At 40.5% G+C, this 13,015-nt stretch carries 11 protein-coding genes; 7 read left to right on the top strand and 4 right to left on the bottom strand.

The window, feature by feature from the left end; all coding sequences use genetic code 11:
• Window positions 1-201 precede the first annotated feature (201 nt).
• The 3 genes from FTT88_RS04735 to FTT88_RS17315 all read left to right on the top strand — a co-directional run bounded on the left by FTT88_RS04735 (window position 202) and on the right by FTT88_RS17315 (window position 5,774).
• Window positions 202-1,092: a M20/M25/M40 family metallo-hydrolase gene (locus tag FTT88_RS04735; protein ID WP_180164264.1), complete on the top strand. Its 891-nt coding sequence runs from the start codon at window positions 202-204 to the stop codon at window positions 1,090-1,092.
• Window positions 1,093-1,480: 388 nt separating this feature from the next.
• On the top strand, window positions 1,481-5,317 hold the full coding sequence (gene purL / locus FTT88_RS04730; protein ID WP_180173708.1) for a phosphoribosylformylglycinamidine synthase: 3,837 nt from the start codon (window positions 1,481-1,483) through the stop codon (window positions 5,315-5,317).
• A gap of 328 nt (window positions 5,318-5,645) precedes the next feature.
• Window positions 5,646-5,774 (top strand): KGW motif small protein, encoded by a 129-nt coding sequence (locus FTT88_RS17315; protein WP_257220672.1) that lies wholly within the window; start codon window positions 5,646-5,648, stop codon window positions 5,772-5,774.
• 34 nt (window positions 5,775-5,808) lie between these two features.
• On the opposite strand, the gene FTT88_RS04725 is transcribed toward FTT88_RS17315, so the two are convergent.
• Together FTT88_RS04725 and FTT88_RS04720 are read right to left on the bottom strand one after the other, a co-directional pair.
• The gene (locus tag FTT88_RS04725) at window positions 5,809-6,426 is read right to left on the bottom strand and encodes a hypothetical protein (RefSeq protein WP_180040158.1); all 618 of its coding nucleotides are present in this window, start codon (window positions 6,424-6,426) and stop codon (window positions 5,809-5,811) included.
• A gap of 302 nt (window positions 6,427-6,728) precedes the next feature.
• On the bottom strand, window positions 6,729-8,471 hold the full coding sequence (locus tag FTT88_RS04720) for an FAD-dependent monooxygenase (RefSeq protein ID WP_180173707.1): 1,743 nt from the start codon (window positions 8,469-8,471) through the stop codon (window positions 6,729-6,731).
• Window positions 8,472-8,626: 155 nt separating this feature from the next.
• Here FTT88_RS04720 and FTT88_RS04715 point away from each other — a divergent pair, with 155 nt between their 5' ends.
• Together FTT88_RS04715 and FTT88_RS04710 are read left to right on the top strand one after the other, a co-directional pair.
• Window positions 8,627-9,508: a LysR family transcriptional regulator gene (locus FTT88_RS04715; RefSeq protein ID WP_180173706.1), complete on the top strand. Its 882-nt coding sequence runs from the start codon at window positions 8,627-8,629 to the stop codon at window positions 9,506-9,508.
• Window positions 9,509-9,523: 15 nt separating this feature from the next.
• The gene (locus FTT88_RS04710; protein WP_180173705.1) at window positions 9,524-9,841 is read left to right on the top strand and encodes a YqfO family protein; all 318 of its coding nucleotides are present in this window, start codon (window positions 9,524-9,526) and stop codon (window positions 9,839-9,841) included.
• 173 nt (window positions 9,842-10,014) lie between these two features.
• Here FTT88_RS04710 and FTT88_RS04705 read toward each other — a convergent pair whose 3' ends face one another.
• Both FTT88_RS04705 and FTT88_RS04700 read right to left on the bottom strand, forming a co-directional pair.
• On the bottom strand, window positions 10,015-10,788 hold the full coding sequence (locus FTT88_RS04705; protein WP_180173704.1) for a nitroreductase family protein: 774 nt from the start codon (window positions 10,786-10,788) through the stop codon (window positions 10,015-10,017).
• Between the two features lie 94 nt (window positions 10,789-10,882).
• On the bottom strand, window positions 10,883-11,683 hold the full coding sequence (locus FTT88_RS04700; protein WP_180173703.1) for an enoyl-CoA hydratase-related protein: 801 nt from the start codon (window positions 11,681-11,683) through the stop codon (window positions 10,883-10,885).
• A gap of 106 nt (window positions 11,684-11,789) precedes the next feature.
• On the opposite strand from FTT88_RS04700, the gene FTT88_RS04695 reads away from it, so the two are divergent.
• Window positions 11,790-12,359 carry a nicotinate-nicotinamide nucleotide adenylyltransferase gene (locus tag FTT88_RS04695; protein ID WP_180173702.1) on the top strand — a complete coding sequence of 190 codons (570 nt, stop codon included), beginning with the start codon at window positions 11,790-11,792 and terminating at the stop codon, window positions 12,357-12,359.
• Between the two features lie 88 nt (window positions 12,360-12,447).
• Window positions 12,448-13,014, top strand: a complete 567-nt coding sequence (locus tag FTT88_RS04690) for a YceI family protein (RefSeq protein ID WP_180173701.1) — start codon at window positions 12,448-12,450, stop codon at window positions 13,012-13,014.
• Window position 13,015 lies beyond the last annotated feature (1 nt).

The following is a 13,015-nucleotide window of genomic DNA, read 5'->3' as shown; positions in this document are numbered from 1 at the left end:
TAGATGGGCAAATTTTACCTTTTATCCCATTTTTTAATTTTCAATGAGAATAATTTAAATGTATAGAAAGCAATTTCTTCCTACTTTGACTGCACTAAGTTTGGGCGTGACATTTTTTTGTCAGGTTGTACAAGTTTCAATACAGAAAAAAATATAACGAAAGTGCAGCCAAACCAAAATGTTGCTGCATCAGAAAATAGCATGATGCATCATTTAGAAACATTTGAAGAAATTGCGGAACAAAATGGTGGCAATCGTGCAGTAGGTACAGCAGGTGGATTGGCTTCTGCACAATATATTCTTGAACAAGCCAAGAAAGCAGGCTTGCACGCGCAAATGTTGCCATTTGAAAATCGAGAAAAGACCGTTGGGCAAAATATTGTGATTGAGATTGAAGGGCAATTCAAAGATACCGCTGTGATTGTCGGCGCGCACTATGATTCGGTGAAAATGGGGCCTGGGATTAATGATAATGCTTCAGGCGTTGCAGTATTGTTAGCATTATTACAAGACTATGCGAAGCAAAAGGTAAAACCTAAACACACACTATATCTTGCCTTTTGGGATTCGGAAGAGGTTGGTATTGCAGGTTCACAAGCTTTTGTGAAATCACTCAGTGAGAAACAGCTTCAAGGCATTCAAGCCTATATCAATGTTGATATGGTGGGAACAAAGAATCCGAATATCATGATTGCCGATGGTGACCATTCATCAATTGCAGAAATGGCGGCACAGTTTAAAGCCAATGGACTTATACAAAGTGATTATCAGCCAATCTTAGACAGCATGAGTCAATTACCTAAGCACCCGCAGGATGCTGCATTAGAACAAAGTATGCGTCAATATTTTAAAACCAATAATATGCAGATTAAAGATGATGTAACGACTTTAACAGCAAGCGATACTTTGCCATTTTTAGGGAAAGTTCCCGTTACTTCACTAATTTTATTTAATGAGCAAATGAAAGGTGATGAACTCGAATTTGCACCGTGCTATCACAAGGCTTGCGATACGATTGATGGTGTAGATGTAAACTCACTGAACTTAGCCCTCAATGTAATTCAACATCTATTGTCAGATTTGAATAAATAAAATGTTTCAATTTCAAATGTGAAATGATTTTAGTCTTTTATGAATTTCAGGTTTAAATCTCACACATTTAGACCTGAAAATCATTTTCAAATATGGTTTGAACGCTTGATTAAAAAGTGAGTTGTTATTGAAAAATAAAACATTTTTATAGTTTGAATATTATTCTTAGGATGAAATGAAAAAATCAGATAATTTTGTGTTAATCTGTGCGACTAAATTCAATTTTATTATTTAAAAATAAAAGCATTATTGCCTAAACTTCCCGATATAAGCACTACAATTTCACTTTCACATCTAGCTGATTTAACTAATACACAGTAGAATATGCGCTCTCTCAAGTCACATTGTGGCATGGTCTTTTCGATCATCCCGTGGAGCCAAAATCAGCATGTTTATCGTTGCCGGTGCACCTGCACATTCTTCATTTAAGAAAACTCAACTATTATCACGTTTAACGTCAATTAGTTCTGTTCAATCAATTGAAAGTCAATGGGTTTACCTTTTTGACCAAGCGCTCAACGAGCAACAACAGCAATCCGCTTTACAGCTTCTCAACGATGGTCAATCTTTTGAATTGCACCAAGCAGCAAGTGACGAAGTCCAAATTTTAGTGACGCCACGTGTTGGAACCATCTCTCCGTGGTCGTCTAAGGCAACAGACATTTTTGCCAACTGTAATACACCGGTTCATCGCCTTGAACGCGGTGTTTTGTTTACTTTGAAGGGTGTAAATGCTGTTTCTGATGAAGTAAAACTAGCATTACATGACCGCATGACCGAAAGTGTTTTCAATGCTATTGAAGATGCAGCGGCACTTTTCTCTGAAACTGAACCAAAGCCTTTAAACTCAATTGATATTTTGGGTCAAGGTAAAGAAGCGTTGGTGAAAGCTAACTCTGAATTTGGTTTTGCGCTTTCTGATGAAGAAATTGATTATTTAACCGATGCTTTCACAAAAATGGGTCGCAACCCGCATGACATCGAATTGATGATGTTTGCCCAAGCGAACTCAGAGCATTGCCGTCATAAAATCTTCGGTTCAGAATGGACAATTGATGGTGAAGTTCAACCATTATCATTGTTCCAAATGATTAAAAACACCTATAAAGAATCACCTACAGATGTATTGTCGGCATATAAAGACAACGCTTCTGTAATAGTTGGTTTTGACACACAGCGTTTTTATCCAAAACAAGACGCTGAAACAGGTCACCACGTTTATAAATACAAGAGTCAAGCCGCTCACATCTTGATGAAAGTGGAAACACATAACCATCCGACAGCGATTGCACCATTTGCTGGTGCAGCAACAGGTTCGGGCGGTGAAATCCGTGACGAAGGCGCAACAGGTCGTGGTGGTAAGCCAAAAGCTGGTTTAACAGGTTTTACCGTATCTAACTTGAATATTCCAGGCTTTGAACAGCCTTGGGAAGAAAACTACGGCAAACCATCTCGTATGGCATCTCCACTTCAAATTATGATTGAAGGCCCATTGGGCGGTGCAGCCTTTAACAACGAATTTGGTCGTCCTGCTTTAAATGGTTACTTCCGTACATTTGAACAAAATGTCAATGGTGATGTAAAAGGCTTCCATAAGCCAATTATGATTGCCGGTGGTTACGGTAACATCCGTCCTGACCATGTAGAAAAAGATGCGATTCAACCAGGCGATTTACTGATCGTACTAGGTGGTCCTGCAATGCTGATTGGTTTAGGCGGCGGTGCAGCGTCTTCTGTAGACAGCGGTAAGTTGGGTGAAAACCTAGACTTCGCATCTGTACAGCGTGAAAACCCAGAAATGGAACGCCGTTGCCAAGAAGTGATTGATGCTTGCTGGCGCATGGAAGATCATAACCCAATCGTGTCTGTACATGACGTAGGCGCGGGCGGTATCTCAAATGCCATGCCTGAACTTGTGAACGATCACGAGTTAGGTGCGGTACTTGATCTGCGTAAAATTCCATCATTGGAAAAAGGCATGTCTCCAATGGAGATCTGGTCGAACGAAGCGCAAGAGCGTTATGTATTGGCCATCCGTCCAAGCTCTTTAGAATTATTTGAATCACTATGTGCACGTGAGCGCTGCCCATTCGCCGTATTAGGTGAAGCAACTGAAGCGCGTCAATTGACTGTGAACGATCCACTGTTTGAAAACAAAGCTGTGGATATGCCAATGCAAGTGATGCTTGGCGGTACACCGCGTATGAGCCGTTCATACGAAACGATTGAACGTAAAGGGGATGACTTTGCTGCGGCACAAGTCACCGATCTGAAAGATGCGATTTACCGCGTCTTGAAAAATCCAACAGTTGCTTCTAAATCATTCCTAATCACCATTGGTGACCGTTCAATTACCGGTATGGTTGCACGTGATCAGATGGTTGGCCCATGGCAAGTCCCTGTTGCGGATGCAGCAGTGACGACCACTAGCTTGCAAGGCTTCACAGGTGAAGCAATGGCAATGGGTGAACGTCCGCCTGTAGCATTGTTAAACCCTGCAGCATCTGCACGTTTGGCAGTGGCAGAATCAATTTCTAACATCATGTCGGCCAAAATTGATCAGATTAGCGATATTAAATTATCTGCAAACTGGATGGCGGCAGCAGGGCAAAAAGGTGAAGACCAAGCCTTGTTTGAAGGTGTTAAAGCCATTGGTATGGAAATGTGTCCTGCACTGGGTATTGCAATTCCAGTAGGTAAAGACTCATTGTCTATGCGTACCACTTGGAATGACGAAGGCGAAGACAAATCTGTCACTTCACCAATGTCAGGTGTCATCACAGCCTTTGCACCTGTAACCGATGTACGCAAAACATTAACTCCTGAATTAAAAAATACCGATTCAGTATTAGTACGCATTGACTTGTCTAAAGGTCAGTTCCGTTTAGGCGGTTCGATTTTGGCACAGGTGTATAAAGCCATTGGTTCAATCACACCAGATGTAGACAATTTTGATGAGTTCAAAGCTTTCTTTGCGTTGGTACAAGATTGGAATGCACGTGGTCTGATCCAAGCCTATCACGACATTGGTGATGGTGGTTTAGTGGCGACTGTTGCAGAAATGATGTTTGCTTCACGTTTAGGTGTGGCACTTGAAGATCAATCAACTGCAAGCTTGTTTGCTGAAGAAATTGGTGCAGTGCTTCAAATCAGCAAAGCGGATTGGGCTGCATTAGAAGCTGAAGTTGCAGCGTCTTCATTGCGCGATGCAATTGCAGTGGTAGGTACTGTAAACAATACAGATACTTTAACTGTAAATGGTTTGAGCTTAGACCGTGCTGAATTACAGCAAGCATGGACTGAAGTGTCGCATCAAATCCAACGTCTGCGTGACAACGTAGAAACTGCGGATCAAGAATATGCGTTGATCGCTGACAAATCACATGCAGGTTTAATTGCAAAACCAACATTTGATTTGAACGAGCCAATCGAAGCGCCGTACATCAACGAACGCCGTCCAAACATGGTGATTCTGCGTGAACAAGGTGTAAACGGTCATGTAGAAATGGCTGCTGCATTTGATAAAGTCGGCTTCAACACTGTGGACGTACACATGAGCGACTTGCTTGCTGGCCGTATCAGTCTTGATGACTTTGAAGGTCTAGTGGCGTGTGGCGGTTTCTCTTACGGTGACGTATTGGGCGCAGGCGGTGGTTGGGCTAAATCTGTATTGTTCAATCCGAAGCTTCGTGACCAATTTGAGAAATTCTTCAACCGTGATGAAACATTCTCTCTAGGTATCTGTAACGGCTGTCAAATGTTGTCTCAGCTTGCACCATTAATTCCGGGTGCAGACGCTTGGCCTCGTTTCCACCGCAATACTTCAGAGATGTTTGAAGCACGTGCTGTCAACGTACGCGTTGAAAAATCAAATTCTGTATTGTTAGAAGGTATGGAAGGTTCGATTCTTCCAATCGCTGTTGCACATGGTGAAGGTCGTGTGGTTGCAAGCGCGGAAAACATTGCAGCATTGAATGCTGGCGATCAAGTGATCTTGCGTTATGTAGATAGCCAAGGCAACCCAACGCAGCATTACCCAATGAACCCGAATGGTTCGCCAGAAGCGATTTCAGGTGTAACGTCTAAAGACGGCCGTGCAACGATTATGATGCCGCACCCTGAACGTAACTTCCGTGCGATTCAGCATTCTTGGAAACCAGAAGATTGGGATCAAGACGGTGCTTGGTTACGTATGTTCCGTAATGCACGTAAATTTATTGGTTAATCTTAGATAGATGAATAATAGAAAAGAGCCGCCTTCGGGTGGCTTTTTTTATGTTTAAAATTTACCAAAAGATATATTAATTATTGTGAATGCTTATTTTTACACATATAATCGCTTTCGATTTTTAACCACCTGCGGGTGGTTTTTTGTTGGTTTTAAATTTTTATTTCTCCCACTGAACTTGGTTTAGATTTTGCTTTTATATTTGTGGAAACATGCTAGTGTGTAATTTATGCACAATAACTATGCAAGATTAAAGACTAGCAAGATAAAAGAAAGATGGATAAGTAAACGAGTTCAGTATCAACACTCATGATGAGGTGATGACATGATTAAAATAGTAGAATATTCGGCAGTGGATAAGTCTGCGCTGCGTAAAAAGGGTTGGAAGCTTTTTGGTGCAGTGGTGTGTTTGCAGTTGGTGTTTTTATTTTTGGGTTATGCGTTGCAGATGTAATATTTGAACAATTGAAACCGCCGTGAGGCGGTTTTTATAAGCCTTCCGCGTTAGATGGTAACAAAGCACTATATTTTTCTTTCAATTGCTTTTTAAACTTCTTATCCCAAATAATAAAATCAATACCACCATCATAAGGTGCAACAATAATTTTTTTTTCAAATGAAACGAGAAATGCATGAATTTCTTCATTTGCAATTTTTAATAATAAATCATCATGTTTTTTAGGCTCCCATATTATTTGAGTGTATAAGGGTATAAAACAGACATCATTTTCATCACCATCATCAAAGTATTCAGGATCTATCTGATGTAGATTCATAGAAGGTGATTCTATTAAATTGTAGGAAATGATTTTTCTTCTATCATACTCAGGGTGGAAATAATTTGGCTCTGGCTGAGAATAATGTGGCGTAACATAATTACCTGTCACAAGGTAAACCGAGGTATCTAAGCCTAAACAATCTGTGATGATCTGATTTTGACGATCTAATAAAAGTAGCACTTCTTCTGTTGTGTCTGCATATTGTTTAGACTCGGGCAAGCTATGCATACGAAACCAATATTCCGAAAAATAAAATTTTAATACGTAAGGAATAGGTACTTTATTTGGAAAGTGATCATTCCATTGTTGTTCAAAGGTTTTAGTCATTGTTAATCTTTATATATTCTTAATGGGTTTAATATAACTTAGCATTAGGTAAATTTTCATATATCAAATGCAATGCTCAAGCTTATCTACTTCATACCTGAATAGCATCTTGAATCTACCAAACTTGCCGTATTTGAAGCAGGTGTCAGAGGTAGGCAATTTTGAGCACTGTACGTGGTAAATTTAGAGACAATACCAACTCAACATTTAGTCCGACAGAGTCTAACGGGCGACATCCATGTCGCAGGTTCCGTGATCAAATATTAAAATTTGATTTGATGATTGACTGTTAATGATTCTATTTAAATCATTAACTGAATCTGCTTTAAGACAGCCTTCAACGTATTTTCATAATCAAAAGCAGCATTAGTACTGTCTTGGTATCGCCAAGCGACATAACCATCTGGACGGACTAATACTGCACCTGATTCATGGATTTCAGATTTAGCATTCCACGTACCGTACACATCACGGTATTCACGGGAACCAATTTGAATCACATCTAAATAAGGTAGATTCAACGATTCAGCAGCAGATTTCCAACCTTTGCCTGAAAGACCTGTCAGTAGGGTGAAACGACCATGCCCTGTAATATCTAAGGTTGATTGCTTATCACCTTTAGCATCAATAATCCAAGTATGTGGAACTTTTGCCCCCGGACGTGTGGTCGCTTGTAAGTACAGTTGTTGATCTTTGGCAAAGATCTCAGGCTCAGATTCAGCAATCATGGCATTGGATGTATAGCGCTGATTCAACTCTACACCTTGGGCATTAAATTCAAAGTTTTTAATTTCTAAGGCTTGATATAGCTTTTGGCGAATTTCTGCAGCTTGTTCATCTTCCGCAAAAATACGTTGCATCATTTGAGCTTGAGTTGTGATGCCTTGGTCAAAACCAAATACCTCTTTGAGATGCTTATAGTCAAAGCGAGATTGATTGGCACGCGCCACGATTTGCTTGCCGACAGGCGCACGCTCTAATGTATAAGAATCAAGTAGAGCAGGAGTAGCCCAACCTTTGATGGCATACGCTAATTTCCAACCGAGGTTAAAGGCATCTTGCATACAGGTATTTGAACCTAAGCCACTTGATGGTGGATGACGATGCACCGCATCACCGCCGCAGAATACACGACCTTTTGAATATTCGGTTGCCCATGTTTGGTTCACATACCAATAAGACAATTTTTGAATTTCGAGATTTTCTACTTCAGCACCGACAAAGGCATTTAAACGCGCACGAACTTGCTCTTCGGTGACTTGTGGTTCGCCTTTGGAAATATCAAAGCCCCAACCCATAATCCATTCATTCCAAGGTGTAATGGCACGGAGTAAGCCCATGCCCAGATCACCAAAGCTCGCTTCAGGGTTAACAATCCATTGCAAAATAGCAGGGCGGTTTTTCACATATTGAGAGAGATCTGCTTTAAAAGTCACATACACCGTTCCTGCACGAGCCATGATCCCTTCGAGGGGTAAATCAAGCTCTTCAAGCACTTTAGAGCGAGCACCATCCATACCAATTAAATATTTGGCACGTAAGCTAAATTCAGTTTGGGTAATGCGATTAAGGAATGTTGCTGTTACGCCATGTTCATCTTGTATATGCGATAAATATTCAGTATTAAAATTATAAATCGCACCACGCTCGGCTGCATTTTTTACCAACAAAGCTTCCATTTTCGGTTGAATAAGATCGACTAATGGACAGGGGCTACCTTTAATATAATCGCCATGACGTTCATCGCCCGTGCCCCAAGCACTCATACGGGCAATTTCTTCACCGACAAGACTTGTGGTAATGAGGCTTTCACCCATCTGCTCCCAAGGAGTTGCAATTTCTTTGACCTGTTCTTCGATACCTAAGTCACGCAACACTTCCATCGCACGTTGGTTGGTAATATGGGCACGCGGACTATTAGCTAACCAATTAAATTGGGTAAAAAGCTGAACCTGTATGCCGTAATTTGCCAAGGCCAAACCTAAAGTAGAACCTGCAGGCCCTGTGCCAATAATCAGAACATCGGTATCGAATTGCTGTGTCATAAAAACTCCATGTGTATGTGAAGCGAAAACTTGGAATAGTCCGCAGTCTAGGCAAATGATTTTCCGAGTAGAATGGATATTCATATAAACTATAGATCTATTGGTATTTTGACTGCATGACACGGGTGATGTAGTGAGTGTGTGGAGTGAAGCGAATGGAATTACGACATTTACGTTATTTTGTGACGGTGGCGAAAGAACAGAGTTTCACTAAGGCAGCGGAAAAACTATTTACAGCACAACCATCGCTCAGTCAGCAAATTAAAGACTTAGAGCAGGAAGTTGGGGTGCAATTATTTGAACGTTCTGCTCGCAAAGTCTTACTGACCGATGAAGGGCAGGCTTTTCTGAAATATGCAGAGCAAGCACTAGAAAATGCCAAACAAGCTGTAGCCGCAGCTCGCCACGTGGCGCAAGCCAAAAATAATCAAATACATATTGGCTTTTTAAATGTCGCAGAATTGAAAATTATGCCGAGTATTTTGGCGCAATTAAAACAACATATCCCTGATTTAAAAATTCATTTACATAGCTTGACGTGTACAGACCAAATCCAAAAACTCAAAAATACCGAATTGGATATTAGCTTTACTCGTTATCACTTAAGTCATGACGACTTTACCAATATTCAGGTTTTAAGTGAGCAGATCTATCTAGTCGGTGCAGCGCATCTGCATCCATCAGATCGCATCTTAAAACTTCAAGAGTTAAAAAATCACACCATTATTATGTGTGAACAAAATGCTTCTCCTGTTTTTTACGATACCTTAAATGCCTTGATTCCTTTTGATCAGCATCAACATGATCATATGCTGTGGGTAACAAATGTCATGCAGCATTTAAATTTGATTAATATGGGCATGGGCCTGAATTTTGTGCCCGAATATTTACTCAAATTTTTAAATGATTCGGTCAAAGTCATTCAAACAGATGTGGAATTACCGAAACTAGGTTTATATGCAACCTATCCGAATGCATCGAATAATGTTGCATTGAAAATGATTTACAGTGCTTTAAATAATGTAGCTGCTCAATAGCGTCTGGAATAGCCAATGTTAAAACTGATTTATTATGTACCTGAGTCTCACCTAGAGTCGACTAAACTGGCTGTTTTTGAAGCAGGAGCAGGAGGTATAGGAAACTATGAACACTGTGCTTGGCAAGTAATTGGAACAGGGCAGTTTAAACCTGTAAAAGGTGCAAATCCATTTATTGGTGAGTTGGATCAGCTGGAGTCTATCCCTGAATGGCGAGTGGAAACGATTGTGCCTGAAGAGAAGGCGAGTAAGGTCGCAAGGGCTTTAAAAGCAAGTCATCCTTATGAAGAGCCGGCATTTGAGTTTATTCAAATGGTGGATGTAAGTTTTTAATTCATAATGAAAGTTCCCTCTCCTTTTAAAGGAGAGGGTTAGGGAGAGGATTGATTTGATTATGCCCCTCATCCTCTTACGAAGAATGCTCCTCTTCCCGAAGGGAGACGGGACTTACCTATTATTTATATTATGCAGTCAATTGCGGTTGTTACTATTCTTTTGAAAGCAAATTATATCTTCTGAATAAACAGCTCACGGTCAAAACGATACTGCGGGAAGAACACACCATCTTTAGCACGTTCACCTGCACCAATCACCATCACTGGGTATTGCTGAGCATTTAATCCTAAAATCTTCTTCACCAAAGGTTCATCAAAACCTTCCATCATACAACTGTCAAAACCATAGGCACGTAATGCTAAAACTAAGTTTTCACAAGCTAATGCTGTGGTTTTGCTCGCCCAAAGTTTCGCATCGGCTTCATTAAATGCCGTCACAGGCAATTGTTTATCCAATGTACGTGCAACTTTGAAAGCTACTTTCTTAAAGTTACCTAGTGCGTTGAAGTAACCTGTTTTATAGTTATAAGGAATAAACTTGTAATACTTTTGCACAGCTGCAGGTGCTTCAGGAAATGGAAATTCGGAAATATTACGTTTAGCCATTTCATCTACACGGTCAGTACGCGCGACACAAACAATCAATTCAGCAGCAGTTTTTGCAGCTAGTTGCCCTAAGCAAGCTTTCACTAATTGTTTTTTCTTTGCTGGGTTTTGAACGACGTAGAATGTCCACGGTTGTAAATTCGATGAATTCGGTGCAAGCAAGGCAAGGTCTAAGCATTCATCTAAAACGTCGTTTGGAATCGCTTTGTCGGTAAACTTACGTACAGAACGACGGCTTTGTACAACTTTTTTAAAATTCTCGATATCGATGCCTTCAGGTGCAGGCTCGTAGTAGCGTTTCTTTTCAGGTTTATTGTCAGTTTGTGATGCTGCAGTCATGTGGAAACATCCAGTTTTTTAATTTAGAAAATAGATTGGGGCTGAGATGAAAAAAACCACCCAAATATGAGTGGTTTTTTAGTTCCATTATAAATTAATTGAACTGAGAGAAGTCAGGTTTACGTTTTTGCATAAAGGCTGCAACAGCTTCCATCATTTCTGGAGAGCCTACACGATCCATGAAAATTTTAGCTTCATGGTCAATCCATGCCACGATTTCATCTACATTATGTTTCATCAATGCTTTTGATTGAACCAAAGAAGCTAGTGGTAGAGCAGATAACTGTGCTGCTTTTTTCGCAGCCGTCGCATAAGCATCTTCTTCAATGCTATTGACCAAATTTGCTGAAAGCGCTGTCGCACTATCAAACTTCTGAGCAGTTAACAGTAATTCCGCCGCTTTATGGTAGCCGGCTTGTTGAACCAATAGCTTGCTCGATGCACCTTCAGGCGATAGACCAAGGCTCACAAATGGAATTTGGAATAGGGCAGTATTGTCGCTGTAAACTAGATCGCAATGAAGCAGAATCGTAACACCAATCCCAATGGCAACACCGCGAACCGCAGCAATCAGCGGCTTAGAAAATTGAGCAGCAGATTTTAATAAAATGAACGGTGCGCCTTCAGAAGCTGGAGCTTGTCCTTTTTGAGCAGCAGATTTCATAAAATCTTGCATGTCATTGCCCGCACTGAAGTCCGCATCTTGACCACGGAGTACAACTACACGTACTGAAGTATCTTGATCAGCTTCATCTAATGCTTTTGCAATCCACAGATATAATTCTGTATACAGCGCGTTCTTCGCCTGAGGTCGGTTAATGGCTAAGGTCAGTACGCCATTGTCCAAATTCGCATTCAAATGTTCATGGGGTTGTTGAATACAGCTCAGTGTCATCGTACTATCCTTGCGTAAAAGTTTCGTTTTGATTTTATGCTCGACATTATGTCGCATATTTCAGCCTGTGGCACAACTGCTCAGTTCATAAAAAGTTTGATTTGATATGAAATATACATTTGATTATTTGGTTTTCATTGGGCGTTTTCAGCCGTTCCATTTAGCGCATTTGCAAACCATTAAAATAGCCTTGCAACAGAGTCGATATATGCTTTTGGCGCTTGGTTCGGCGCAAAATGAACGTAATATCAAAAATCCATTTTTAGCGTCAGAACGTGAGCAGATGATCCTGTCGAATTTTTCAGAGCAAGATCAGAAGCGAATCAAGTTTGTACATGTGATTGATGTATATAACGATGAAAAATGGCAAAAGTTAGTCAAATCTTTAGTAAGTGACGTGGTTGAAACGAATGCAAAAGTCGGTTTGATTGGACATTTTAAAGATGATTCTTCTTATTATTTAAAATTCTTCCCCGAGTGGGAAATGGTTGAGCTGGATAGTCTAGAAGGGGCGATTTCTGCGACACCAGTACGTGAAGCGTATTTTCGTGGTGAAATTGAACGAGATGCCTTTCCTCAAGGTACCATTGATTTTTTGCAAAAATTTCAACAGACAGACATTTATAAACAACTTCAACACAAATTTATGACTCAGGATAAAACAAATCTGCTATAAAAAAAACGCTAAAATTTCTAGCACCACAATGGAGTAAAAAAATAAACATTGTAGTGCTTTTTGGCTGTGTTTTATTCAGGAGAAAAACATGAGTTTGCGTCAGGGAACGTTTGCAAAATATATGGGAGCCTTCGCTTTATGTTGCGTATTGCCCGTACATGCTGCTGAATGGACGCTAACGCCTAATAGTCAGGTCACTTTTGGTATTAAATCTGTGGGGCTGTCTATTGTAGAAGGCCGCTTTAATAAGGTTCAATCGAACCTAAAATTTGATCCTGAAATTCCGCATAAAGGTTCAGCGCATTTAGTGTTAGATGTGGATAGCATCAGTTTTAGTAACCCAAGCTTGAAAGGATTAATCTTGGGCAGTGAATATTTTGATGCTGCTGAATTTAAGCAAGTGAAGTTTGTCAGTAAACAAATCGAACCCGTGGCTTATGCCAAGTATATGATTCGAGGGGATCTCACCATTCGTGGCATCACTAAGCCTGTGATCTTCGATACCACACTCACCCCAAGCCCACAAAATCCAAAAGTGTTGGATGTTCAATCTTTAGCAACCATTAAACGTAGTGATTTTGGTATGCGTAAAGCACTCGGTGGAGTAGGTGAGCAAGTATTAATACAACTCAAAGGCCAATGGCGGCTTGAATAAC

The organism is Acinetobacter sp. YH01024 (assembly GCF_013420195.1).
GTDB classification, from domain to species: domain Bacteria; phylum Pseudomonadota; class Gammaproteobacteria; order Pseudomonadales; family Moraxellaceae; genus Acinetobacter; species Acinetobacter amyesii.
Note: the sequence above shows the minus strand (reverse complement) of the source record. Positions and strands in the feature narration are given on the sequence as shown.

Coding starts and splice junctions, on each gene's coding strand:
- purL (WP_180173708.1), top strand. CDS start 1,481: ATGTTTATCGTTGCCGGTGCACCTGCACATTCTTCATTTAAGAAAACT.
- FTT88_RS04695 (WP_180173702.1), top strand. CDS start 11,790: ATGAAATATACATTTGATTATTTGGTTTTCATTGGGCGTTTTCAGCCG.
- FTT88_RS04690 (WP_180173701.1), top strand. CDS start 12,448: ATGAGTTTGCGTCAGGGAACGTTTGCAAAATATATGGGAGCCTTCGCT.
- FTT88_RS04700 (WP_180173703.1), bottom strand. CDS start 11,683: ATGACACTGAGCTGTATTCAACAACCCCATGAACATTTGAATGCGAAT.
- FTT88_RS04725 (WP_180040158.1), bottom strand. CDS start 6,426: ATGACTAAAACCTTTGAACAACAATGGAATGATCACTTTCCAAATAAA.
- FTT88_RS17315 (WP_257220672.1), top strand. CDS start 5,646: ATGATTAAAATAGTAGAATATTCGGCAGTGGATAAGTCTGCGCTGCGT.
- FTT88_RS04705 (WP_180173704.1), bottom strand. CDS start 10,788: ATGACTGCAGCATCACAAACTGACAATAAACCTGAAAAGAAACGCTAC.
- FTT88_RS04735 (WP_180164264.1), top strand. CDS start 202: ATGATGCATCATTTAGAAACATTTGAAGAAATTGCGGAACAAAATGGT.
- FTT88_RS04720 (WP_180173707.1), bottom strand. CDS start 8,471: ATGACACAGCAATTCGATACCGATGTTCTGATTATTGGCACAGGGCCT.
- FTT88_RS04715 (WP_180173706.1), top strand. CDS start 8,627: ATGGAATTACGACATTTACGTTATTTTGTGACGGTGGCGAAAGAACAG.
- FTT88_RS04710 (WP_180173705.1), top strand. CDS start 9,524: ATGTTAAAACTGATTTATTATGTACCTGAGTCTCACCTAGAGTCGACT.